Annotated in this window: 22 protein-coding genes; 6 read left to right on the top strand and 16 right to left on the bottom strand. The window is 60.1% G+C overall.

Annotated features, from left to right (window positions below):
* The first annotated feature begins 131 nt into the window (after positions 1–131).
* Positions 132–758 carry a TetR/AcrR family transcriptional regulator gene (locus tag CKW14_RS18340; RefSeq protein ID WP_034151970.1) on the top strand — a complete coding sequence of 209 codons (627 nt, stop codon included), beginning with the start codon at positions 132–134 and terminating at the stop codon, positions 756–758.
* Positions 759–925: 167 nt separating this feature from the next.
* Here the strand turns inward: CKW14_RS18340 and CKW14_RS18335 are convergent, their stop codons facing one another.
* From CKW14_RS18335 to CKW14_RS18295, 8 genes are all read right to left on the bottom strand, one after another.
* Entirely contained in the window at positions 926–1,141 is a 216-nt protein-coding gene (locus CKW14_RS18335; protein ID WP_003229256.1) for a molybdopterin-binding protein, read from the bottom strand.
* Positions 1,142–1,168: 27 nt separating this feature from the next.
* A complete protein-coding gene (gene ssuB / locus CKW14_RS18330) occupies positions 1,169–1,975 on the bottom strand; it encodes an aliphatic sulfonates ABC transporter ATP-binding protein (RefSeq protein ID WP_095049409.1) in 807 nt (268 codons plus the stop codon).
* Positions 1,972–2,754 carry an aliphatic sulfonate ABC transporter permease SsuC gene (gene ssuC / locus CKW14_RS18325; protein ID WP_093429771.1) on the bottom strand — a complete coding sequence of 261 codons (783 nt, stop codon included), beginning with the start codon at positions 2,752–2,754 and terminating at the stop codon, positions 1,972–1,974. Before ssuC ends, ssuB begins: the two co-directional genes overlap by 4 nt.
* Before the next feature lie 8 nt (positions 2,755–2,762).
* Complete coding sequence (gene ssuD, locus CKW14_RS18320; protein ID WP_007939251.1) at positions 2,763–3,911, bottom strand: FMNH2-dependent alkanesulfonate monooxygenase; 1,149 nt, start codon at positions 3,909–3,911, stop codon at positions 2,763–2,765.
* A 25-nt stretch (positions 3,912–3,936) separates the two neighbouring features.
* Entirely contained in the window at positions 3,937–4,902 is a 966-nt protein-coding gene (locus CKW14_RS18315; protein WP_007913834.1) for a sulfonate ABC transporter substrate-binding protein, read from the bottom strand.
* A 90-nt stretch (positions 4,903–4,992) separates the two neighbouring features.
* Positions 4,993–5,586 (bottom strand): NADPH-dependent FMN reductase, encoded by a 594-nt coding sequence (ssuE, locus tag CKW14_RS18310; RefSeq protein WP_007913832.1) that lies wholly within the window; start codon positions 5,584–5,586, stop codon positions 4,993–4,995.
* Positions 5,587–5,904: 318 nt separating this feature from the next.
* Positions 5,905–6,543 carry a peroxiredoxin gene (locus CKW14_RS18300; RefSeq protein WP_095125823.1) on the bottom strand — a complete coding sequence of 213 codons (639 nt, stop codon included), beginning with the start codon at positions 6,541–6,543 and terminating at the stop codon, positions 5,905–5,907.
* Positions 6,544–6,840: 297 nt separating this feature from the next.
* The gene (locus tag CKW14_RS18295; RefSeq protein ID WP_095125822.1) at positions 6,841–8,208 is read right to left on the bottom strand and encodes an OprD family porin; all 1,368 of its coding nucleotides are present in this window, start codon (positions 8,206–8,208) and stop codon (positions 6,841–6,843) included.
* Between the two features lie 418 nt (positions 8,209–8,626).
* Between CKW14_RS18295 and tauA the strand changes: the two genes are divergently transcribed.
* On the top strand, positions 8,627–9,562 hold the full coding sequence (gene tauA / locus CKW14_RS18290) for a taurine ABC transporter substrate-binding protein (RefSeq protein WP_371857752.1): 936 nt from the start codon (positions 8,627–8,629) through the stop codon (positions 9,560–9,562).
* A gap of 67 nt (positions 9,563–9,629) precedes the next feature.
* On the opposite strand, the gene argA is transcribed toward tauA, so the two are convergent.
* Positions 9,630–10,931, bottom strand: coding sequence for an amino-acid N-acetyltransferase (gene argA, locus CKW14_RS18285; RefSeq protein WP_064116338.1), 1,302 nt, complete (start codon positions 10,929–10,931; stop codon positions 9,630–9,632).
* Between the two features lie 239 nt (positions 10,932–11,170).
* The gene (argE, locus tag CKW14_RS18280) at positions 11,171–12,316 is read right to left on the bottom strand and encodes an acetylornithine deacetylase (RefSeq protein ID WP_095125821.1); all 1,146 of its coding nucleotides are present in this window, start codon (positions 12,314–12,316) and stop codon (positions 11,171–11,173) included.
* A 155-nt stretch (positions 12,317–12,471) separates the two neighbouring features.
* Between argE and CKW14_RS18275 the strand changes: the two genes are divergently transcribed.
* Entirely contained in the window at positions 12,472–13,842 is a 1,371-nt protein-coding gene (locus CKW14_RS18275; RefSeq protein ID WP_095125820.1) for an inorganic triphosphatase, read from the top strand.
* Between the two features lie 67 nt (positions 13,843–13,909).
* Here the strand turns inward: CKW14_RS18275 and CKW14_RS18270 are convergent, their stop codons facing one another.
* Positions 13,910–14,374, bottom strand: coding sequence for an Lrp/AsnC family transcriptional regulator (locus tag CKW14_RS18270; RefSeq protein ID WP_016983809.1), 465 nt, complete (start codon positions 14,372–14,374; stop codon positions 13,910–13,912).
* Between the two features lie 126 nt (positions 14,375–14,500).
* On the opposite strand from CKW14_RS18270, the gene CKW14_RS18265 reads away from it, so the two are divergent.
* From CKW14_RS18265 to CKW14_RS18255, 3 genes are all read left to right on the top strand, one after another.
* Positions 14,501–14,839: a hypothetical protein gene (locus CKW14_RS18265; RefSeq protein ID WP_095049401.1), complete on the top strand. Its 339-nt coding sequence runs from the start codon at positions 14,501–14,503 to the stop codon at positions 14,837–14,839.
* A gap of 92 nt (positions 14,840–14,931) precedes the next feature.
* Positions 14,932–16,716, top strand: coding sequence for a GspE/PulE family protein (locus CKW14_RS18260; protein WP_095125819.1), 1,785 nt, complete (start codon positions 14,932–14,934; stop codon positions 16,714–16,716).
* Between the two features lie 65 nt (positions 16,717–16,781).
* A complete protein-coding gene (locus tag CKW14_RS18255) occupies positions 16,782–17,102 on the top strand; it encodes a DUF2388 domain-containing protein (RefSeq protein WP_171057234.1) in 321 nt (106 codons plus the stop codon).
* 190 nt (positions 17,103–17,292) lie between these two features.
* On the opposite strand, the gene gcvP is transcribed toward CKW14_RS18255, so the two are convergent.
* The 5 genes from gcvP to CKW14_RS18230 form a co-directional block, all read right to left on the bottom strand.
* A complete protein-coding gene (gcvP, locus tag CKW14_RS18250) occupies positions 17,293–20,166 on the bottom strand; it encodes an aminomethyl-transferring glycine dehydrogenase (protein ID WP_095125818.1) in 2,874 nt (957 codons plus the stop codon).
* Between the two features lie 249 nt (positions 20,167–20,415).
* Positions 20,416–20,799 carry a glycine cleavage system protein GcvH gene (gcvH, locus tag CKW14_RS18245; RefSeq protein ID WP_095049398.1) on the bottom strand — a complete coding sequence of 128 codons (384 nt, stop codon included), beginning with the start codon at positions 20,797–20,799 and terminating at the stop codon, positions 20,416–20,418.
* Between the two features lie 50 nt (positions 20,800–20,849).
* Positions 20,850–21,932, bottom strand: coding sequence for a glycine cleavage system aminomethyltransferase GcvT (gcvT, locus tag CKW14_RS18240; RefSeq protein WP_095049397.1), 1,083 nt, complete (start codon positions 21,930–21,932; stop codon positions 20,850–20,852).
* A 156-nt stretch (positions 21,933–22,088) separates the two neighbouring features.
* Positions 22,089–23,705, bottom strand: coding sequence for an iron ABC transporter permease (locus CKW14_RS18235; RefSeq protein ID WP_095125817.1), 1,617 nt, complete (start codon positions 23,703–23,705; stop codon positions 22,089–22,091).
* 154 nt (positions 23,706–23,859) lie between these two features.
* Complete coding sequence (locus tag CKW14_RS18230; protein ID WP_095125816.1) at positions 23,860–24,864, bottom strand: extracellular solute-binding protein; 1,005 nt, start codon at positions 24,862–24,864, stop codon at positions 23,860–23,862.
* Positions 24,865–25,060: the final 196 nt, after the last annotated feature.

Below are 25,060 nucleotides of genomic sequence, written 5' to 3'. Positions count from 1 at the left end.
ACATGAATGCTGTGTATACAAAGCTCCCCTGTGGGAGCGAGCTTGCTCCGGGCGGCGTTCCGACGAAAGCGGTCGACAAGACAACACACAAGCCGGCTCGTACAATGCCCGCTGCCCCGCAGGAGACTTCCATGACGCGACCCGCCCCCGTCCGCAAACCCCGTGCCCGCAGCCAGGCGCGCATCGATTCGATACTCGACGCCGCGCGCACGCTGCTGGCCGCCGAGGGTGTGGCGAGTCTGTCGATCTACAGCGTCGCCGAGCGCGCGCAGATTCCGCCCTCCTCCGTGTACCACTTCTTCGCCAGCGTCCCGGCATTGCTCGAAGCGCTGACGGCAGATGTCCACGCCGCGTTTCGCGCCTGCCTGCAAGCGCCGATCGATCACGAAGCTTTGCGTGACTGGCGTGATCTGTCGCGGTTGGTCGAGCAGCGGATGCTGGAGATCTACGACGAAGACGCCGCCGCACGGCAGTTGATCCTCGCGCAGCACGGCCTGACCGAAGTCACCCAGGCTGACCGTCAGCACGACATCGAACTGGGCGACCTGATGCACAAGCTGTTCGATCATCACTTCGAATTGCCGAGGCTGCCGGAAGATGTCGATGTGTTTGCTTTAGCGATGGAGTTGGGTGACCGGGTTTATGCGCGTTCGGTGCAGCAGCACGGGCAGATCACGCCGCGCATGGCCGAGGAAGGGATGCGCGTGTTTGATGCTTATATCGGCCTGTATCTGCCACCGTATCTTCCCAAGCGCTGAGCCATGATCGTTCCCACGCTCTGCGTGGGAATGCAGCCCGTGACGCTCCGCGTCACTGGACGCGGAGCGTCCCAAGAGGCATTCCCACGCGGAGCATGGGAACGATCGCCAGGCACAAAAAACCCCGAAGGGCTCACGCTCTCCGGGGTTGTTTTTTACTCACCGACTTACAGCTTGGCGATCGACACCTCGGTGGATTTCACAAAGGCGATCACTTCGCTACCGACCACCAGCTCCAGCTCTTTGACCGAGCGGGTGGTAATCACCGAAGTGACGATGCCGGAAGCGGTCTGCACGTCGATTTCCGACAGCACGTCACCGAGGACGATTTCCTTGATCGAGCCTTTGAACTGGTTACGGACGTTGATGGCTTTGATAGTCATGGCAATGATTCCTGTCGTTTGCTTGAGTTATTGAGCCCAACGCAGTTGCGTAGGCAGTGGTGAAACAGGTTCCGGCGCCGGCGGTTCGCCGGGCAGGGAGAGAACACGGTTAAGCACTTCGGTTTCCAGCGCCGCCAGTCGGTGCGAACCACGCACTCGCGGCCGCGGCAGTTCGACATGCAGATCGAGGCCCACTTCGCCGTCCTCGATCAGAATCACCCGGTCGGCAATCGCCACCGCTTCACTGACGTCGTGGGTCACCAGCAGCACGGTGAAGCCGTGTTGCTGCCAGAGACGCTCGATCAGTTGCTGCATTTCAATGCGGGTCAGTGCGTCCAGTGCGCCGAGCGGTTCGTCGAGCAGCAGCAGACGCGGTTGATGGATCAGCGCCCGCGCCAGTGCAACGCGCTGCTTCTGTCCGCCAGATAACGCTGCCGGCCACTCATTGGCACGATCCGCCAGACCCACCGCTTCCAGCGCCTCTAACGCTTGCGGGCGCCAGTTGCCTTTAAGACCGAGACCAACGTTGTCGATGATCTTTTTCCACGGCAGCAGACGTGCTTCCTGGAACATCAATCGGGTGTCTTCCCGCGCATCGCTGAGCGGCGCAGAACCGGCCAGCAAGTCGCCGCCAGTCGGCTGATCAAGCCCAGCGAGCAAACGCAGCAAGGTACTTTTGCCACAGCCACTGCGCCCGACCACGGCGACAAACTGCCCAGCCGGAATATGCAGATCGATGTCACGCAACACCTTCCGCGCGCCGAAGGTTTTCTGCAGGTTGCGCACCGCCAGCGGAATCCCGCGCAGCAGGCGTGGAGGTTGTTGAGCGGTCATGCCGCACCTCCTTTGGCAACCTGATACGCCGGGTGCCAGCGCAACCACACACGCTCAAGTCCTCGGGCCGCAAGGTCAGCGAGTTTGCCGAGCACCGCGTAAAGCAGGATCGCCAGCACCACCACGTCAGTCTGCAAAAACTCCCGGGCGTTCATCGCCAGATAGCCGATGCCCGAGCTGGCGGAAATGGTTTCGGCGACGATCAGCGTCAGCCACATAAAGCCCAGGGCGAAGCGCACACCGACCAGAATCGAAGGCAGCGCGCCCGGCAGAATCACCTGCCAGAACAGGCTGAAACCGCTCAAGCCATAACTGCGCGCCATCTCCACCAGCGCCGGATCGACGTTGCGGATGCCGTGATAGGTGTTGAGGTAAATCGGGAACAACGTGCCCAGCGCCACCAGAAAAATCTTCGCCGACTCGTCGATGCCGAACCAGAGGATCACCAGCGGAATCAGTGCCAGGTGCGGCACGTTGCGGATCATCTGCACCGAACTGTCGAGCAGGCGTTCGCCCCACTTCGACAGACCGGTGATGAAACCCAAGGCAAGACCGATGCTGCCGCCGATGGTGAAACCGAGGGCCGCGCGCCAGCCGCTGATGGCCAAGTGCGTCCAGATTTCACCGCTGCGCACCAGACTCACGCCGGCTTCGATCACCGCCACCGGTGCCGGCAGGATCCGTGTCGACAACCAACCAGCCGACACCGACAACTGCCACACCGCCAGCAACAACACCGGCAACGCCCAGGGCGCGAGGCTGTGGATGATTTTCTTCATGGCGCGCCTCAGCTCTGCGACGCGGCTTTGGGAAGAATGTCGTTGGCGACCATCTCGCCGAACGGGCTGACATAACCGGCGCTTTTCGGTAGTTCCGGACGCTCGATGTCGAGGTGCGGGAACAGCAGTTCGGCGACGCGATACGACTCTTCGAGGTGTGGATAACCGGAGAAGATGAAGGTATCGATACCCAGATCGGCGTATTCCTTCACGCGTGCGGCCACGGTCGGGCCATCGCCAACCAACGCGGTACCGGCACCGCCGCGCACCAGACCGACGCCGGCCCACAGGTTAGGGCTGACTTCGAGGTTGTCGCGACTGCCGCCGTGCAATGCGGCCATGCGTTGCTGGCCGACCGAATCAAAGCGCGCCAGGGAAGCCTGGGCACGAGCAATGGTGTCGTCGTCCAGATGCGAGATCAGCCGATCCGCCGCTTGCCAGGCTTCAGCATTGGTTTCGCGAACGATCACATGCAGACGAATGCCGAAGCGCACGGTGCGTCCGAGCTTGGCGGCTTTGGCACGTACCTGTTCGATTTTCTCTGCCACTGCTGCGGGCGGCTCGCCCCACGTCAGAACCATTTCAACCTGTTCGGCAGCGAGATCCTGCGCCGCTTCCGAGGAGCCACCAAAGTACAGCGGCGGACGCGGTTGCTGGATCGGCGGATAGAGCAACTTCGCGCCTTTCACGCTGATGTGCTGACCGTCGTAATCCACGGTTTCGCCTTCCAGCACACGACGCCAGATGCGGGTGAATTCCACCGAAGCCTGATAGCGTTCTTCGTGGCTGAGGAACAGACCGTCGCCGGCCAATTCTTCCGGGTCACCACCAGTGACCAGATTGAACAGCGCACGCCCGCCGGACAGACGATCCAGCGTGGCTGCCTGTCGCGCCGCCACCGTCGGGGAAATGATCCCGGGGCGCAGAGCCACGAGGAATTTCAGGCGCTGGGTCACCGGGATCAGCGACGCTGCCACCAGCCATGAGTCTTCGCAAGAACGGCCGGTAGGAATCAGCACACCGCCAAAGCCCAGACGATCCGCCGCTTGCGCGACCTGTTGCAGATAACCGTGGTCGACGGCGCGAGCGCCTTCGGCGGTGCCAAGGTAATGGCCGTCGCCGTGGGTAGGCAGGAACCAGAAGATATTGAGGCTCATGGAGTGGTCTCCTTAGGAATTCGAATTACTGCGCTTTAGCCACAGCGGCCGGTGGTGTCCAGATCACATCCTTGATGCTCAGTGGCTTGGGAATCAGCTTGAGCTGGAAGAACGTGTCCGCGATTTTCTGCTGCGCGGCGACCACTTCCGGGGTCAGGAACAGCGCGCCGTAGCCCTGGCGCTTGACCGAGGTCAGGGTGATGTCCGCCGGCAGACCGAGCAGTGGCGCAACCTGTTGGGTCACGTCTTCAGGGTTGGCTTTGGACCACTCGCCAACGGCGCGCACTTCTTCCACGAGGGTCTTGATCACCTCGGGATTTTTCTGTGCGTAAGGCTTGGTCGCGAGGTAGAACTGGTGGTTGTCGACGATGCCTTTGCCGTCACGCAGGGTGTGCGCTTGCAGTTGTTTCTCGGCCGCAGCCTGATACGGATCCCAGATGACCCAGGCGTCGACGCTGCCACGTTCGAACGCAGCGCGAGCATCGGCCGGCGGTAGGAATACGGTTTGAATGTCGCTGTATTTGAGGCCGGCGTCTTCCAGTGCGCGCACCAGCAGGTAGTGCACGTTGGAACCTTTGTTCAGGGCGACTTTCTTGCCCTTGAGATCAGCTACCGATTTGATCGGCGAGTCTTTCGGCACAAGGATCGCTTCGCTGTTCGGCGCTGGCGGTTCGTAGGCAACGTAAAGCAGATCGGCGCCGGCCGCCTGAGCGAAGACGGGCGGGGTTTCGCCGGTGACACCGAAGTCGATCGAGCCGACGTTCAGGCCTTCCAACAGTTGCGGGCCACCGGGGAACTCAGTCCATTGCACGTCGACGCCTTGAGCGGCCAGACGTTTTTCCAAAGTGCCCTTGGCTTTGAGCAGCACCAGCGTGCCGTATTTCTGATAACCGATGCGAAGGGTCTCGGCTTGAGCTTGAGTGATGGCGCCGAAGGTGACAGCCGCAGCAAACAGAGCGACCAGACCACGACGCAAAAATACAGTGCGCATAGCGCTCTCCTTTTTGCTGTTGGGTTTTGGCTGCACCTGCTTGACCGTTAGCGGCGAAGTAAGGTGAGTTACATCAAATGCGGGTGTGGCTTAAATGCTCCAGCGAGCACTCAACAAACGTTCGTTCAACAGGCCCGGTTCCAGCGGTTTCGGCCGGCGGGCCATGGCGCCGACAAACTGATCCAGCGCTTCATGCAGTCGCTGCTCCAGCGCCGGTGCCAGTTGTGCTGCGGCACTGCCTTCGCCGTAAGCGATCTGGCTGTCCTCGGCGAAAATCCCTTGGAGCATTTCCTGGGCTTTCAGCGCGGACAACACAGGCTTGAGCGCGTAATCGACCACCAGCATGTGGGCGATGCTGCCGCCGGTGGCCATTGGCAAAACAATCTTGTGGTTCAGGGCACGCTCCGGGAGCAGATCCAGCAACGTCTTCAACGCGCCGGAAAACGAAGCCTTGTACACCGGCGTGGCGATCAACAGGCCGTCGGCGTTTTCGATCTGTTGCAGCAGGTCGAGCACCTTCGGGCTGTCGAAGCGGGCGTGAAGCAAATCTTCGGCCGGGAAGTCCCGCACCTGATAACTCACCACTTCCACCCCTTGCGCCTGCAACCAGCGTTGCGAGCGTTCCAGCAGCACCCCGGAACGGGAGCGCAGGCTGGGACTGCCACCGAGTGAGACGACCAGCATTGAGACAATTCCTTAAGCGTTTCAGGCGATTCGCGGGTTGCAATCTCGCTTCGATGGAGTGACCTTACCAGCTGATTTATATATCCATAAATCATATTTATTCATTTGGTTATGCATTTTGGATATATGCGATTCGCTTTGTTTCGGGCGAAAAAAAAGGCCGTCGAAACGGCCTGAAATCCCCTGCTTAGTAGCAACCACTGATCGTTCCCACGCTCTGCGTGGGAATGAATCCATGGACGCTCCGCGTCCACTGTGACGCAGAGCGTCACGGGCGGCATTCCCACGCGGAGCGTGGGAATGATCTGCCCGGTGAGATCACTTATTCGGCTGCGGCGTCAGGCGCAGGTACGGTTTCACCGCGCGATAACCCTTCGGAAAGCGCTGCTTGATCTCGTCCTCATCCTTGAGCGACGGCACGATCACCACCTCTTCACCGTCCTGCCAGTTGGCCGGCGTAGCCACCTTGTAGTTGTCGGTGAGCTGCAGCGAATCGATCACCCGCAGAATCTCGTGGAAATTACGCCCGGTGCTCGCCGGATACGTGATGGTCAGACGAATCTTCTTGTTCGGATCGATCACGAACAGCGAACGCACGGTCAGCGTGTCGTTTGCGTTCGGATGGATCAGGTCATACAGATCCGAAACCTTGCGATCGGCATCGGCGAGGATCGGGAAGTTGACGACCGTGTTCTGGGTTTCGTTGATGTCTTCGATCCACTTGTGGTGCGAATCCACCGGGTCGACCGACAGCGCGATGGCTTTGACGCCGCGCTTGCTGAACTCATCCTTGAGCTTGGCGGTGAAGCCCAGCTCAGTGGTGCACACCGGAGTAAAGTCCGCCGGGTGGGAGAACAGCACGCCCCAGCTATCGCCCAGCCATTCGTGGAAACGAATCTTGCCGGCGCTGGAATCCTGTTCGAAATCGGGGGCGATGTCGCCGAGTCTGAGGCTCATGGTGCTGCTCCTGATGAGTTGTTCGAGACCTCAACTGTAGCCCGGGATTTGCCATCATGAAAAAGAATAAATAATGAGATATCTAGATCATAAATGAATATTAAACATCTGTTCACTGGACGCTCGGCGGCATCCCGACGAACATCAGCCGCAAGGTTCGAGAAGGCCTTGAGTTGCTGTAAAGAGGGGAATTTCGGGGCAGGCTTACGGGGGTGAGCCTGACTCGAAAATGCAAAAGCCCCGTCCGGCGCGATGCCGGACGGGGCTTTTTTTACATCAACGAATCGAGACGCGCTATTACAGCAGCGGGATCGAGTAGCTGACGATCAGGCGGTTTTCATCCTGGTCGCGCTGACCTGGGATGTCGTTGCGCCACATAGCGTTTTTCCACATGAAGCCAACGTTTTTCAGCGGGCCTTCCGGTACGACGTAACCGATGGTCAGGTCGCGTTCCCACTCGGTTTTGTCACCGGTAGAGGTGTCAATGTTGTCACCACGCAGGTAAACCACACCGGCGGTCAGGCCTGGAACGCCAACTTTAGCGAAGTCGTAAGAGTAGCGACCCTGCCAAGTGCGCTCGCCAGCACGGCCGAACTTCTGGATTTGCATATCGGTAATGGTGTAGTTCGACGAACCGTCGCCCTGATTCAGCCAAGGGAAATCGCTGTCCCCATTGCTAACCTGATAGCCGCCACCGAAAGTATGGCCAGCAACGGTGTACAGGAAAAGACCGCTGTACAGGTTGTTGTCAACTTTGCCCTTGGTAACCGTGCCACCGTAGAAACCGGTGGTGTAGTAGTTACTGTCATGGCCATTCGCGCCATCGTCGCGACTGTTGAAGTAACGCAAGTCCGACTTCAACACGCCCGGGCCAATTGCCCAGTTGTGAACCAGACCCAGGAAGTGCTGTTTGTAGAAGTCTTCCAGGTTGCCGTAATAATACTGGGCGGTCAGGTCCTTGGTGATTTTGTAGTCACCACCAGCGTAAATGAACTTGTTGCTATCGCGACCGGCGGCAGTCCGACCATTGGCGCCTGAGATCGACAGTTGTTCATTGTTGCTTGAGTTACGCCCCTTAACAGCTTCGATCTGACCGCCAACCAGGGTCAGATCTTTGATATCGGCGGAGGTAATCTGGCCACCCTGCCAGGTTTGCGGCACCAAGCGACCGTCGTTGGTCACGATAACCGGGTTCTTAGGCTGCAGAGTGCCCAACTTCAGTTCAGTCTGAGAAATCTTGGCTTTGGCAGTCAGGCCCAGGCTGGAAAAGTTATCAACAGCTTCGCCATTGGATTTGCTTGGGAAAACGGTGCCACCGTAGGAGCCGGCGTTAGTCGCAGTCGCTGGAGATGCGCCGTTGGTGCCACCGCCCGAATCCAGGCGCACACCCAGCAGGCCGATGGCGTCGATACCGAAGCCTACAGTGCCTTGAGTGTAACCGGAGATGAATCGCAGATCGAACGCCTGACCCCATTCCTCTGCCTTGCTTTGAACGCCAGCACGCTTGTTCGCAGGAGAGTTAGTGGCGCTGTCGCGGTTATCGTTGTTGATGTAGAAGTTACGCAGCCCCAAAGTAGCTTTGCTGTCTTCGATGAAACCGGCGGCGCCTGCCTGCTGCGCCATAACCCCTACGGCCACAGCCAGGGCCAAGGTGGACTTGTTCATGTAAAGCTCCTCTCGTTTCTAATTCTTGTGTTCCTGGCCCTGGGTCTGATGCCCTGGGTCCTAAGATGCGCGATTAGCGCCAGACCGTGACTGACAAGTCAATCGTAACCTTGTGTGTCTACGACCAAGGTCTAATCGCAGTGATTTGGTCCGTGCAGAGTAAAGATTTCCTAATAAACCCAAAAAGAATTTATTCATTCTTTTTCATACCATTTCGGAATATGGCCAGTATCGTGCCACCTCCGCCGGGAAACAGCGTATCGGCGACTAAGCTCATTCCTAAATGGTATTTGTTGGCCTTTTTTTATATCGATTAGCTTTGGCGCAACCGCAATTCGTCAAACCCTATCGAAAAGGCGACGCCATGATGGCCAAACGCGCACTATCTAGTCAATTTGTTACAGTTTGTGTGTCGGCGATGATTAGTTTTTCCGCCCATGCCGCCAACCTCACCGTCGGCTATCAAACCGGTATCGACCCGAGCAAAGTCCCCCAAGCCGACGGCGTCTACGAGAAAACCATCGGCGAGAAAATCGACTGGCGCCGCTTCAACAGTGGCCCGGAAGTTGTGACAGCCATTGCTTCCGGTGATGTGCAGATCGGCAACCTTGGCTCCAGCCCGTTGGCCGCTGCCGCTTCGCGCAATCTGCCGATTGTGGCGTTCATCGTTTCGGCACAGATCAATGCCGCCGAAGCCTTGGTGGTGCGCAATGGCAGCGGCATTAACACACCGCAGGATCTGGTCGGCAAAACCATCGCCACACCTTTCGTCTCCACCTCACACTACAGCTTGCTCGGCGCCCTCAAGCACTGGGGCCTGGACGCCTCGAAAGTCAAAGTGGTGAACCTGCAACCTGCAGAAATCGCTGCCGCGTGGAAACGTGGGGATATCGATGGTGCGTTTGTCTGGTCGCCGGCGCTTGGGGAAATTCGCAAGACCGGCAAGACCCTGACCGATGCGGCGCAAGTGGGCCAATGGGGCGCGCCGACCTTCGAGGTCTGGGTCGCGCGCAAGGACTTCGCCGAGAAGCATCCTGACGTTGTCGCGAAGTTCGCCAAGGTTACGCTGGATTCATTTGCCGATTACGCGGCGCATAAAGACAGCTGGACGGCTGACTCGGTGCCGGTACAGAAAATCGCCAAACTGACCGGTGCCAATGCCGCTGATGTGCCGGAATTGCTCGCAGGGTCGGCGTTCCCGGACGCCAAGGCGCAGCAAACCACGGCGCTGCTGGATGGCGGCACGGCGAAAGCGATTGGCGAGACGGCGAAGTTTTTGAAGGAGCAGGGCAAGGTTGAAACGGTGCTGCCGGATTATTCGCCGTATGTCAGCGCGAAGTTTGTGGCGCAATAAAAGCTTCGCGAGCAGGCTCGCTCCCACAGGAGTGGGAGCGAGCCTGCTCGCGAATGGAGCAACTCGGTTAAAGGGTTTTTTCGAAGATTTTCGAATTGCGCTGAAAGTTGTACAGCGAAGCCCGCGCCGCTGGCAGGCGTTCAACGCTGCTCGGCTCGAACCCACGCTCACGGAACCAGTGCGCGGTGCGTGTGGTGAGGACGAACAGCGTCTTCAAACCTTGCGCCCGCGCACGGGTTTCAATGCGCTCCAGCAGTTCATCACCGCGACCGCCATGGCGGTACTCCGGGTTCACCGCCAGGCACGCCAGCTCACCGGCATCGGAATCGGCAATCTGATACAGCGCCGCGCAGGCGATGATCATGCCTTCACGCTCGACCACGCTGAACTGCTCGATCTCACGCTCCAGCACTTCGCGCGAACGACGCACCAGAATCCCCTGCTCTTCCAGCGGGCTGATCAAGTCGAGCAAACCGCCGACGTCTTCAATCGCCGCCTCACGCACCAGTTCGAATTGCTCTTGCGCGACCAGCGTACCGCCACCGTCACGGGTGAACAGCTCGGTCAGCAGCGCGCCGTCTTCGGCGTAACTGACGATATGGCTGCGCGCCACGCCGCCACGGCAAGCCTCGGCAGCGGCATCCAGAAGCTCTGCCTGATAGTTGCTGCTGCCCAGACGCTGTAAATGCGCCGGCACTTGCTGTGGACGCAACTCACGCACCAGTTTGCCGTTCTCGTCGATCAGACCGAGATCAGCACCGAACAGCAGCAGCTTGTCAGCGCCCAGGTCGATAGCGGCGCGGGTGGCGACGTCTTCGCAGGCGAGGTTGAAGATTTCACCGGTCGGCGAGTAGCCCAAAGGCGACAGCAACACGATCGAACGCTCGTCGAGCAGGCGATTGATGCCCTTGCGGTCGACCCGGCGCACTTCGCCGGTGTGGTGATAGTCGACGCCTTCCAGCACACCGATCGGCCGCGCGGTAACGAGGTTGCCGCTGGCCACGCGCAGACGCGAGCCCTGCATCGGCGACGAAGCCATGTCCATCGACAGGCGCGCTTCGATGGCAATGCGCAATTGGCCGACTGCATCGATCACACATTCCAGGGTTGCGGCATCGGTGATGCGCATGCCGTGGTGGTAATGCGGGGTCAGGCCACGGGCGGCGAGGCGGGTTTCAATCTGCGGGCGCGAACCGTGCACCAGCACCAGGCGCACGCCGAGGCTGTGCAGCAGGACGATGTCGTGGACGATGTTGCCGAAATTCGGATGCTCCACGCCGTCGCCAGGCAGCATGACGACGAAGGTGCAGTCGCGGTGGGCATTGATGTAAGGAGACGCGTGACGAAGCCAATTGACGTATTCGGGCATGAACCTGGGCCTGTAATAAATAGCAGCCGAAAAAGGGGCGAAACGGAAAACGCACAGCGGGCTGATGGTTATCGTCGGAACAGGCTTGGCGACACGCGTGCTCTCCTCATGAATACGGGTTGGATTCCCACTAATTTAACGACTTGCCCCTGTAGGAGTTGCCGCAGGCTGCGATCTTTTGATCTTCTGAAACAAAAGCAAAAGATCGCAGCCTTCGGCAGCTCCTACAAGGGATGCGTTCAATTCTTCAGGCAGTAATGTTCAATCAGTTGCCGTAATAGATGCACGGTAGGCTGCAAACGTGACATTTCAAGGTACTCGCCGGGCTGATGCGCACAGGCAATGTCACCGGGGCCAAGCACGATGGTTTCGCAACCAAGGCGCTGAAGATAAGGCGCTTCGGTGCCAAACGCTACTGCTTCGGCGCTGTGGCCGGTGAGCTTTTCAGCAATGCGCACCAGTTCAGCGTCTTCGGCCTGCTCGAACGACGGCACTTCCGGAAACAAAGGTTTGTAGTCGATCTTCACCTGGTGGCGTTCGGCGACCGGGTTGAGTTTGCGCAGAATCTCTGCGCGCAGGACTTTCGGGTCCATGCCCGGCAATGGCCGCAGATCGAATTCCAGCGAACACTGGCCGCAGATACGGTTGGGATTATCGCCGCCATGGATGCAGCCGAAGTTCATCGTCGGTTGCGGCACGCTGAACTGCGGATTGTTGAATTCGCGCTGCCACAGCAGGCGCAGGCCGCGCAGTTCGCCGATCGCATCGTGCATCGCTTCGAGGGCGCTGTGGCCCAGGCGCGGATCCGACGAATGGCCGCTCTGCCCGAGAATGTCGATGCGCTCCATCATGATGCCTTTGTGCATGCGGATCGGTTTGAGCCCGGTCGGCTCGCCGATCACCGCTGCGCGGCCGATTGGACGCCCGGCCTCGGCCAATGCGCGGGCACCGGACATCGAGCTTTCTTCATCGCAAGTGGCGAGGATCAACAGCGGTTGTTTGAACGGTTGCTCAAGCAGCGGTTGCACCGCTTCGATGATCAACGCGAAGAAGCCCTTCATATCGCAACTGCCCAAGCCGACCCAACGGCCATCGACTTCAGTCAGCTTCAGCGGATTGGTCTGCCACAGCGCATCGTCGTACGGCACCGTGTCGCTGTGTCCGGCCAGCACCAGCCCGCCGGGGCCGCTGCCGAAACTGGCGAGCAGATTGAATTTGCCTGGGCTGACCTGCTGGATATCGCAATTGAAACCCAGGTCGCCCAGCCAGCCGGCAAGCAAATCGATCACCGCGCGGTTGGATTGGTCGAGGTTCGGTTGGGTACAGCTGACCGATGGCGCGGCGATCAGCGCAGCGAACTGGTCTTGCATGGACGGCAAAGGCATCGCTGACTCCAACTCCCGATTTGAAGTCCATCATAGAACCATCCGGCGTCAGGAATAAACCGTCGCAGGGCGTAGGACGAATCAGTCCTGTACACTGCACGGCCTTGGCAGCCACATATTCCCCGGCTGCGCTCCCGATCCTGGATTTTCCGGCCATGCAGAAAGAAACCGAAATCAAACTCCGCGTCAGCCGCGAAACCCTCGCTGCGCTGCGCGAGCACCCGTTACTGAAAAAACGCAACAAAAGTGGCTGGGAACGCCGTGAGTTGATGAACCAGTACTTCGACACCCCTGAGCGCGATCTGGCCCAAGCCAAAGTCGCCCTGCGCCTGCGCAAGGACGGTGACGAAGTCATTCAAACCCTCAAGACCCGTGGCCAAAGCGTTGCTGGTCTGTCCGAACGCAATGAATACGACTGGAAGTTGCCGAAAGCCAAGCTCGACGTGAAAAAACTCGACGGCGAATGCTGGCCCGAGTCGCTGGCCGAGCTGGACAAGAAAACCCTGAAGCCGATCTTCACCACCGACTTCGTCCGCGAGCGCGCCGAAATCGCCTGGGGCCGTGGCAAGACCAAAGTGGTCATCGAAGCCGCGCTGGATCTCGGTCACGTTTTGGTAGGCAAGCAGAAAGAAGAAATCTGCGAGCTGGAACTGGAGCTGCGCGAAGGCGAGCCTGCCGCGCTGCTGGAACTGGCCGCCGAACTGGCTGAAACCCTGGCGTTGATGCCGTGTGACATCAGCAAGGCTGAGCGCGGCTACCGTCTATACGACGCCAACAGCTACTCGTTGAGCCTGCCGGCGCCGGAGCTGACCCCGGAAACCCAACTCGACGACGCCTTCGCCGCGCTGAGCTGGCATTTGCTCGGCAGCAGCCAGCGTCTGGCCGAACAGTACCGTTTCAACGGCCACTGGCGCCTGTTGCTCGACTGGGTCGAGAACCTCGCGGAAATGCGCGCCCTGCTCAGCAGCCTCGGCCAGGCCGCGCCGCGTCAGTCGACTCATGACTTGCGCGTGGCACTCGATGCTTTGCTGGAAGACTGGCGCCCGCTGGTGCAGGCCGGTATCGAAGACGAAGACGTGCGCAAAGCCGCACCGGAGCAGTTCCTCGAAGAACTCGAAGACCCGCGCTGGGGCCTGTTCTCGCTGAACACTTCGCGTTGGTTGCTGGCTCGCACCTGGACCACCGAGCGCAATGTGCGTGGCAATCGTCAGGGCGGCGCGCAGTTACACAGCTGGTTGCCGCGCACCTTGGGCGAAGAAGCGACGGCTCTGCAATTGCAGCGTTATCAACAGCAGCCGGAAGATCTGGCTGAACAACTGCCGCGTATCGAGCGCATTCAGGTCTGGCTGCACCACGCGCGCAACGTGCTGGAAATCCCGGAAATGGATCGTCTGTACGGCGAGCTGAACAAGTTGGCGCAACTGGCCAACGAGCCGACGATCACTGACGAACTGCTCGACGCGCGCAAGCAACAGGCGATTGCGGTTTACCAGAATCGCGCATGGAAAATGCTCCTGCGTATGTGATGACCCTGTGGCGGGGGGCTGCCCCCGTTGATGATCGTTCCCACGCTCCGCGTGGGAACGATCAGGGTCAGACAGGCAAACTGGTGGTGGACTTGATCTCCGACAACGCCACAATCGAATTCACTTCCTGAATCCCCGGCACCAGCGACAGCTTCTCGAAAAAGAATCGCTCATACGCCTCGATGTCCGCCGCAACAATCCGCAGCAAAAAATCCACCGCCCCCATCAGCACATAACATTCCAGCACTTCCGGAAAGCCACGAATCGCTTCGGTGAACTCAGTGAAGTTCGAACGCCCGTGCGCGTTGAGTTTGATCTCGGCGAAGATCTGCGTGTTCAGGCCAATCTTCTTGCGATCGAGCAAGGTCACCTGGCCACGAATGATGCCCTCCTCCTTCATCCGCTGAATCCGTCGCCAGCACGGTGATTGCGACAGGCCGACCTGCTCGGCGATCTGCGCGCTCGACAGTGAAGCGTCCTCTTGCAGCAAGGCGAGAATCTTGCGGTCGTAGCTGTCCAGCTCACTGTGCATAGAAAAACCTCGATTACGTAATTCCGCGAATTGATCATTTCGATAAATCGCCAATAACGCCGATCATAGCCAAGAAATACCCCGCGACGAATGTAAAAATTCCTCCAGAGATTTTGGAGACTCGTCATGCCGCACCTCGAAGCCGTCACCACCGTGCCAACCCGCGCCGATGTCTGGAACGTCAACAACGCCCATTGCCTGGCGCAGTATCAGATCCTCGCCGAAGCCGAGCCCGACTTGCTGGTGCGGGTGCTCAACCTGTTCGCCCTGCAATTCCTCACACCGGAGCAGGTCAATGTGCAGCGCATGGATGATCTGCTGTCGATCGACCTGGTCATGGGCGGTCTCAGTTGGCATCGCGCGCAAGTGATCGCGGAAAAACTTCGTAACCTGATCAGCGTCTGCTCGGTCAATCTGCAAAACGCCGACAGCGCTTGGGATGCGCGGACGCAAGCGGCCGGCTGACAAGTTCGGCAACGGCTTCGTCGGGTAGTGGCCCAACGGTCTGCGGGGCCGCGACTATCCTTTTGCGCACTGTCGCTCAAAAGGAAGCCCGCATGTCCGTTCAACTTGCCACTCAGGACCGCTGGCTGGAACTCAACGAAGTGCTGCGTGAACTGGTCGCCCAAGGGTTTATTTGCCAGGACTCGGCGGAGCAGGCGCTGAATGCCCGCCGCCGTCTCGCGGCTCATGCTCAGATGCATCCGCTGGAGTTCATCGCCAGCCAGCAACTCGACGACCTCAGCCGGCCAGGCAAACACCTCGACCTGGAAAGCCTGACCCTGTGGCTGGCGCAACAGGCCGGCCAGCCGTACTTGCGTATTGACCCGTTGAAGATCAACGTCGCCGCGATCACACCGTTGATGTCCTACGCCTTCGCACAACGGCACAAGATTCTCGCCGTGGCGGTCGACCGCGATTCGGTGACCGTGGCCAGCGCCCAGCCTTATGTCACCGGCTGGGAGGCCGATCTCACCCACGTATTGAAGCTGCCGATCAAACGGGTGGTGGCCAACCCGGCGGATATCCAGCGCTTCAGCGTCGAGTTCTTCCGCTTGGCCAAATCGGTCAGCGGCGCCAGCAATGCCGATCAGCAGAGCGGTAACCTCGGCAACTTCGAACAACTGCTCAACCTCGGCGCCAGCGATCAGGAGCCGGATGCCAACGATGCGCACATCGTCAACATCGTCGACTGGCTGTTCCAGTACGCCTTCCAGCAGCGCGCCAGTGATATCCATATCGAACCACGCCGCGAGCAAGGCACCGTGCGTTTTCGCATCGACGGCGTGCTGCACAACGTTTATCAATTCCCGCCGCAGGTGACCATGGCAATTGTCAGTCGCCTGAAAAGCCTCGGGCGGATGAACGTCGCCGAGAAGCGCAAACCCCAGGACGGCCGGGTCAAGACCAAGACCCCGGACGGCGGTGAAGTGGAGCTGCGCCTTTCGACGCTGCCCACCGCGTTCGGCGAAAAAATGGTCATGCGGATTTTCGACCCGGAAGTGCTGCTCAAGGATTTCGACCAGTTGGGTTTCAGCGCCGATGACCTGCGCCGCTGGCAAGACATGACCCGCCAGCCCAACGGCATCATTCTGGTCACCGGGCCGACCGGCTCGGGCAAGACCACCACGCTGTACACCACGCTGAAAAAACTGGCGACGCCGGAAGTGAACCTCTGCACCATCGAAGACCCGATCGAAATGGTCGAGCCGGCGTTCAACCAAATGCAGGTGCAGCACAACATCGACCTGAGCTTCGCCGCCGGGGTGCGTGCCCTGATGCGGCAAGACCCGGACATCATCATGATCGGCGAGATCCGTGACCTTGAAACCGCTGAAATGGCGATTCAGGCGGCGCTCACCGGACACTTGGTGCTGTCGACCCTGCACACCAACGACGCCCCCAGCGCGATCAGTCGTCTGCTCGAACTCGGCGTGCCGCACTACCTGATCAAAGCCACCGTGCTCGGGGTCATGGCCCAGCGCCTGGTGCGCACCTTGTGCCCGCATTGCAAGGCACCGCTGACGCTGGCAGAGGAAGACTGGCAAACCCTGACCCGCCCGTGGCAGGCGCCGCTGCCGGGCAATGCACAACGTGCCATTGGTTGCGTGGAATGCCGCGACACCGGTTATCACGGCCGCGCCGGGGTCTACGAGATCATGCAACTGAGCGACAGCCTCAAGGCGTTCATCACCCCGGACGCCGACCTCACGGCGATTCGTCGGCAGGCGTTCAAGGAAGGCATGCGCAGTTTGCGTCTGTCCGGGGCACAGAAAGTCGCAGCAGGGCTGACGACGGTGGAAGAAGTGCTGCGGGTGACGCCGCAGAGCGAGCAGAAATAAGCCGCCACGGAACCGGATCAGGGAATGGCGATCCAAGGCCCTAGTTAACCCCCTGGAGTCATCTCATCATGCGTCTCAAACTTGCTGTCGCCACTCTGGCCTTGCTGTCCCTTCCCGTTGGTTCGGCCATGGCGGACAGCTTTTGGCGTAACGTCATCTCGTCCGGTGCCACTACCGGTTCGACCTACCTGACCTTCAAGGATCACAAGCTGATCATCGCCGCACAGGACGATGCCGGCAGCTTCGTTGCCAGTGATGGCGGCATTCGCGGACCGTATCTGGAAGCGGCGATGCAGAAAGTCCGCGCCGACAATCCGGGCCTGCAGGCGACCGATATGGAATTGGCGAATGCGATCCTGGCGAAGAACGCCGTGGCTTCCGAGTAAGCCGTTCGCCGAAGCAAAAATGCCGCTCAACAGAGCGGCATTTTTTTGCCCGGATTTCAGGCTTACCACAATCCCTTGTAGGAGTGAGCCTGCTCGCGATAGCGGTGAATCAGTCACCGGAGAATTTGCCTGATACACCGCTATCGCGAGCAGGCTCACTCCTACAGGGGACGATGTGCCACCAGAGAGTTCAGCGGTAATCATCCACCGGTACGCAGGCGCAGAACAGGTTGCGATCGCCGTAAACGTTATCCACCCGATTCACCGCCGGCCAATACTTGTGCGCCTTGGTGTGCGCATCCGGGGTGATGCCCTGCTCGATGCTGTAGGGTCTCTCCCAAACCCCGGTGACATCCGCCAGGGTATGCGGCGCCCGTTTCAACGGGTTGTCCTCGGCCGGCCAGTTGCCGTTTTGCACTTCAGTGATTTCTGCACGAATGCTCAGCATCGCACCGATAAAACGATCCAGTTCAGCCTTCGATTCGCTCTCGGTCGGCTCGACCATCAACGTGCCCGGCACCGGGAAGGACATGGTCGGCGCATGGAAGCCGTAATCCATCAGGCGCTTGGCGACGTCTTCTTCGCTGATCCCGGTCAGCGCCTTTAAGGGCCGCAGGTCGAGAATGCATTCGTGAGCGACCCGCCCGTTGCGCCCGGTGTACAACACCGGGAATGCACCGGATAAATGCTGCGCCAGATAGTTCGCCGCCAGAATCGCCACCTCGCTGGCATCCGCCAATTGCGGGCCCATCATGGCGATGTACATCCAGCTGATCGGCAGAATGCTCGCGCTGCCCCAGGGCGCCGCGCTGACCGCGCCGTTCTGCGCCAGCGGCCCTTCAATTGGCACCACCGGGTGATTGGCGACAAACGGTGCCAGATGCGCGCGAATGCCGATCGGCCCCATGCCCGGCCCACCGCCGCCGTGAGGGATGCAGAAGGTCTTGTGCAAATTCATGTGCGACACGTCGGCGCCGATGTCCGCCGGCCGCGCCAGCCCGACCTGCGCATTGAGGTTGGCGCCGTCCATGTAGACCTGACCGCCGTACTTGTGGATAACCTCGCAGATCTCGCTGATGCCCTCCTCGTACACACCGTGGGTCGACGGATAGGTCGCCATCAGGCACGACAACTTATCCCCAGCCTCGGCGGCTTTCGCTTTCAGATCCTCCAGATCGACGTTGCCCGCCTCGTCGCACTCGACGATCACTACGCGCATCCCAGCCATTTGCGCCGAGGCCGGGTTGGTGCCATGGGCCGAGGACGGAATCAGGCAGATCTCCCGCGCCCCCTGCTGACGGCTTTCGTGGTATTTGCGGATCGCTAGCAACCCGGCGTACTCGCCCTGAGCGCCGGAGTTGGGCTGCATGCAGATCGCATCGAACCCGGTGATTGCGCACAGCCAGCGCTCCAGCTCCTCGATCATCAGCGTATAACCGACCGCCTGCTCACGCGGCACGAACGGATGCAGGTCGGCGAATTGCGGCCAGGTAATCGGGATCATTTCGCTGGTGGCGTTGAGTTTCATCGTGCACGAGCCCAGCGGGATCATCGACTGATTGAGCGCCAGATCCTTGTTCTCCAGTTGCTTGAGATAACGCAGCATCTCGGTTTCGCTGTGATGGGCGTTGAACACCGGGTGACGCAGGTAAGGGGTGTTGCGCTGGAGATTGTCGGGGATACCGGAATAAAGGGTTTCGGCGTCGAGTTCCTCGACGTTCAACCCATGATCGGCACCGAGCAGCACATCGAACAAATTCGCCACGGTGCGTTCATCGCAGGTCTCATCGAGACTCAACCCGACCCGACCGCGCCCGAGAATCCGCAGATTTATCTGCGCAGCCTGGGCACTCTCGATGATCGCCGTTTGCGCACCGCCGACGTCCAGCGTCAGCGTGTCGAAGAATTGTGCGTTGACCCGACTGATGCCCTTGCGCTCAAGTCCAGCCGCCAAAATGCAGGTCAGTCGATGCGTGCGCTGGGCGATGCGCTTCAAACCTTCCGGGCCGTGATAGACCGCGTAGAAACTGGCAATGTTGGCCAGCAGGACTTGTGCGGTACAGATGTTCGAATTGGCCTTCTCACGACGAATATGTTGTTCGCGGGTTTGCAGCGCCATGCGCAATGCGACGTTACCCCGAGCGTCCTTCGACACGCCGATGATCCGCCCGGGAATCGCCCGTTTGTATTCCTCGCGGCTAGCAAAGTATGCTGCGTGCGGCCCGCCGTATCCCATCGGCACGCCGAATCGCTGGGAGGAACCGAACACTACATCGGCACCCAACTCGCCCGGCGGCGTCAGCAACAGCAGACTCAATAAATCCGTCGCGACACAAGCCAGCGCCTGTTGCGCATGCAGGTGGTCGATCAATGGCCGCAGATCGTGAATCTCGCCGTGGGTGTCGGGATACTGCAGCAATGCGCCGAACACCTGATGTTGTTTCAAGTTATCCACAGCGTCGATGATCAGCTCGAAACCGAAGCCTTCGGCACGGGTCTGCACCACGGAAATGGTTTGCGGGTGGCAGTTCTCATCGACGAAAAACAGATTGCTCTTCGACTTCGCCACACGCTTGGCGAGTGCCATGGCTTCGGCAGCCGCCGTCGCTTCATCGAGCAGCGAAGCGTTGGCCAACTCGAGGCCGGTGAGGTCGATGGTCAGTTGCTGGAAATTCAACAGCGCTTCGAGCCGGCCTTGAGCGATCTCCGGTTGATACGGCGTGTACGCGGTGTACCAGCCGGGATTTTCCAGCACATTGCGCAGGATGACGGTTGGCGTCAGGGTGCCGTGGTAGCCCATACCGATCAGGCTGGTCCAGACCTGATTCTGCTCGGCGTAACTGCGCAGCTTGGCCAGCGCGGCTTGTTCATCCAGCGCGGGTGGCAGCTCGAGCGCGCGATTGAAGCGAATGCCTGGCGGCACCGTTTGCTCGATCAGTTCAATTCGACTACCGAGGCCAAGGCTGTCGAGCATCGCCTGTTGCTCGGCTGCATCGGGGCCGAGGTGACGGCGCAGGAAGGCATCGGGATCGCGTAACTGGCTCAGGGACGGCAACTGGGACATGACGGGCTCTCTCTTGGCTGGCGCTCGGCGTCAATGCAACACGGTCAAACCAGCATAGCAGCCGATGTGGCAACCCATTTTCAGTGCACCCCGTCCCCCTGTAGGAGTGAGCCTGCTCGCGATTGCGATGTGTCAATCGCATTAATGAGTCTGAAAGAACGCTATCGCGAGCAGGCTCACTCCTACAGGGGATTTGTATCGTGCATAAAAAAGCCCCGACAAGTCGGGGCTTTGGGTATTGCTTAGAACTTACTCGCCGATAGCAGCCTTGTAAGCGCCGGCATCCAGCAGTTTGTCCAGCTCAGCCTTATCGCTTGGCTTGAGCTTGAAGATCCATGCGCCGTACGGATCGGAGTTCAGCAGCTCTGGCGAACCGCCCAGCTCTTCGTTGATCGCGATGACTTCACCGCTGATCGGCGAGTAGATGTCGGAAGCAGCTTTCACCGATTCAACGACGCCAGCCTGATCTTCAGCGGCGAACACCTTGCCTACTTCGGTCAGCTCAACGAACACCACATCGCCCAGCGCTTCCTGCGCGTGATCGCTGATGCCCACGGTGACGGTGCCGTCGGCTTCCAGACGTGCCCATTCATGACTTTCGGCAAAACGCAGTTCAGCGGGAATATTGCTCATCTTCGGTGTCCTCTGGAATTGGGTCAGCGGTCATGCCCGCCGGAAAAAGGTTAGATCAAAGTTTTGCCATGGCGTACGAAGGTCGGTTTGACCACCCGTACCGGGTACCACTTGCCACGGATTTCCACTTCGGCGCGGTCGGCGGTGGCCATCGGAACACGCGCCAGGGCAATCGATTTGCTCAGCGTAGGAGAGAAACTACCACTGGTGATCTCCCCTTCGCCAACATCGGCGATGCGAACCACTTGATGAGCGCGCAAAACACCACGTTCTTCCAGGACCAGACCAACCAGTTTGTGCGCAATGCCGGCAGCTTTTTCCGCCTCCAGCGCAGCACGGCCGATGAACTGGCGGGTGGCCGGTTCCCAGGCAATGCTCCAGGCCATGTTCGAGGCCAATGGCGAAACGTCTTGGTGAATGTCCTGACCGTAGAGGTTCATACCGGCTTCAACCCGCAGGGTATCGCGGGCACCGAGGCCGATCGGGGAAATGCCGGCACCGACCAGATCGTTGAAGAACCCCGGCGCCTGATTGGCCGGCAGGCAGATTTCCAGGCCATCTTCACCGGTATAACCGGTACGCGCGATGAACCAGTCACCGTCGGTATAGCCTTCGAAGGGTTTGAGGTGCTGGATCAGCGTGGCGCGCGACTGGGTCACCAGTTCGGCAATCTTGTGCCGGGCCTGTGGGCCTTGGATGGCGAGCATCGCCAGCTCGGAGCGCTCGTGCAGCTGCACGTCGTAATCGCCGCGCTGCGCGCTCATCCAGGCCAGATCCTGATCGCGGGTCGAAGCGTTGAACACCAGTCGATAAGCGTCGTCGAGGCGGTAGACGATCATGTCGTCGACGATGCCGCCACGCTCGTTGAGCATGGTGCTGTACAACGCACGGCCGGGGCGGTGCAGGCGGTCGACATCATTGGCCAGCAAATGCTGCAGCCAGGCCTTGGCCTGGGTGCCGGTGACATCGATCACGGTCATGTGGGAAACATCGAACACCCCGCAATCGCGGCGCACTTCGTGGTGCTCCTCGACCTGCGAGCCGTAATGCAGTGGCATGTCCCAACCGCCAAAATCGACCATCTTCGCGCCGAGGGCGAGATGCAGGTCATACAGAGGCGTACGCTGTCCCATGGGTTTCTCCTTCCGGGCGTGGCGAAGGTGCGGACAGCCGCTGTACGGGGTGAAAGCCGCGAAATAGAAGGCTTTCAGCCGATTTCAGCGAACGGGTCTGTCAGACGAACCGCACCGAATGCCGCGCATTGTAGCCGCATGATTCAGGACTGACGACTAAGTGTTTCGGTGTGCCGAGCGGCGGATCAGTCCGATGACCGGCAATAGACCGACCAGAACCAGGGTCAGCGCTGGCAAAGACGCCCTCGCCCATTCACCTTCACTGGTCATTTCAAAGATCCGCACCGCCAGCGTGTCCCAGCCAAACGGGCGCATGAGCAGGGTCGCGGGCATTTCCTTGAGCACATCGACGAACACCAGCAGCGCCGCGCTCAGCGCGCCGGGCAGCAACAGCGGCAGATACACTTTGAAAAACAGTCGCGGCCCACTGACACCCAGGCTACGTGCTGCTTCGGGCAAAGAGGGCCGTATACGCGCCAGACTGCTTTCCAACGGCCCGTACGCCACCGCAATAAAACGCACCAGATAGGCCATCAGCAACGCCGCCAGACTGCCAAGCAGCAGCGGTTTGCCCGCGCCGCCGAGCCAACCGGAGAGTGGAATCACCAGCTCGCGATCCAAATAACTGAACGCCAGCATGATCGACACGGCCAACACCGAACCCGGCAAGGCGTAGCCCAGGTTGGCCAGACCAACACCAGAGTTGATCGCCTGCGTCGGCGCCAGCCGCCGGGCAAACGCCAACAACAGCGCAACACTGACGGTAATCAGCGCCGCCATGCCGCCCAAATACAAGGTGTGCAGGATCAGCCCCGCGTAGCGCTCGTCCAGATCGAAACGGCCGCGCTGCCAGAACCAGACGATCAGTTGCAGCAGCGGAATGACGAAGGCGCAGGCGAACACCAGTGCGCACCAGCTCATCGCCGCGAACGCCTTGAGCCCGCGCAAGTGATACAGGGCTTTCACCCGTGGCCGCTCGTTGCCCGCCCGATTGGCGCCACGCGCGCGACGTTCGCCGTAGAGCACCAGCATCACCACCAGCAGCAACAGACTGGCCAGCTGCGCCGCACTCGACAGGCTGAAGAAGCCGTACCATGTCTTGTAGATGGCGGTGGTGAAGGTGTCGAAGTTGAACACCGAGACCGCGCCGAAATCCGCCAGGGTTTCCATCAGCGCCAGTGCCACGCCGGCGCCAATGGCCGGACGCGCCATCGGCAACGCCACACGCCAGAACGCTTGCCACGGCGATTGGCCAAGCACCCGCGCCGCTTCCATCAGGCCTTTACCCTGAGCGAGGAATGCGGTGCGCGCCAACAAGTAAACGTAGGGATAGAAGACCAGCACCAGCACGATGATCACCCCGCCGGTGGAGCGCACGCGCGGCAGCCGCAGGCCGCTGCCGAACCACTCGCGCAGCAGGGTCTGTACGGGACCGGCGAAGTCGAGCAGGCCTACGAAAACGAAGGCCAGTACGTACGCGGGGATGGCGAACGGCAGCATCAGCGCCCAGTCGAGCCAGCGCCGGCCGGGAAATTCGCAGAGGCTGGTGAGCCAGGCGAGGCTGACACCCAGCAGCGTCACACCGACACCGACGCCAACGACCAGCGTCAGGGTATTGCCCAGCAGGCGCGGCATCTGGGTTTGCCACAGGTGCGACCAGATCTGTTGATCGATGGTCTGCCAGGAAAGCAGCAGAACGCTCAGGGGCAACAGCACCAGCGCGGCGATGGCGAAAACGATGGGATACCAGCGGCGTTGGGCGGGGTGGGCCAAGGAAACAGTCTCGTTCAAATGATTGTGCCCACGCTCTGCGTGGGCACACATCCTGTGACGCTCTGCGTCACGCTGTCGGCGGCACGACGCAGAGCGTCGATGGATGCATTCCCACGCAGAGCGTGGGAACGATCACAAGTCTATCGAAAAAGCCTCAATTCCAACCCGCCCGATCCATCATCCGGATCGCTTCAGCCTGACGCTTGCCCGCCACTTCCACCGGCAAGGTGTCAGCGACAAACTTGCCCCACGCCGCCACTTCTTCCGAAGGCGCCACCGCCGGGTTGGCCGGGAACTCCTGGTTCACGTCAGCAAAGATCTTCTGCGCCTCAGGTGTGGTCATCCACTCAACCAAAGCCTTGGCCGCTTCCGGGTGCGGCGCATGCTTGGTCAAGCCAATGCCCGACAGGTTCACGTGCACGCCACGATCCGCCTGGTTCGGCCAGAACAGTTTCACCGGCAGCTCGGGCTTCTGCTTGTGCAGGCGGCCGTAGTAGTAAGTGTTGACGATGCCGACATCGCATTGCCCGGCGTTGATCGCTTCGAGCACCGCGACATCATCGGAGAACACGTCGGTGGAGAGGTTGTTGACCCAGCCCTTGAGGATCTTTTCGGTCTTCTCGGCGCCATGGACTTCGATCATGGTCGCGGTCAGCGACTGGTTGTAGACCTTCTTCGCCGTACGCAGGCACAGGCGCCCTTCCCAGTTCTTGTCGGCCAGTGCTTCGTAGGTGGTCAGCTCGCCCGGCTTCACGCGTTCAGTGGAGTAGGCGATGGTCCGCGCGCGCAGGCTCAGGCCAGTCCAGGCGTGAGTAGACGAGCGATATTGCAGCGGAATGTTGGTATCGATGACTTTCGAAGTGAACGGCTGGAGGATGCCCATCTGCTCGGCTTGCCAGAGGTTGCCGGCGTCAACGGTGAGCAGCAGGTCGGCGGTGGCGTTCTCACCTTCGGCCTTGATGCGCTGCATCAGCGGCGCTTCCTTGTCGGTGATGAACTTGATCTTCACCCCGGTCTTGGCGGTGTAGGCATCGAAGACCGGTTTGATCAGCTCATCGATGCGCGACGAGTAAACCACCACCTCATCAGCGGCCTGGGCCGTTGTGCTGCCGATCAGGGTCAGGGCCAGTGCGGTCAGAAGACGCTTGGGTGCCAACATGGGAGTGGTCTCTCGGTCGGGAAATGTGGGCCAAATGATAAGGACTCACATTTACCACCTCAATCGAACTCTTTTTGAAGGAGTTACCAGATGTTGCACAGTTTGAAAATTGTGGTGCCTGGCCGGGCGCCATTGCGAGCAGGCTCACTCCTACAGTTGGAATGCGTTCCCCTGTAGGAGTGAGCCTGCTCGCGAT

The sequence above is a fragment of the Pseudomonas sp. Irchel s3a12 genome, from assembly GCF_900187485.1.
Lineage (GTDB): Bacteria > Pseudomonadota > Gammaproteobacteria > Pseudomonadales > Pseudomonadaceae > Aquipseudomonas > Aquipseudomonas neuropathica.
Note: the sequence above shows the minus strand (reverse complement) of the source record. Positions and strands in the feature narration are given on the sequence as shown.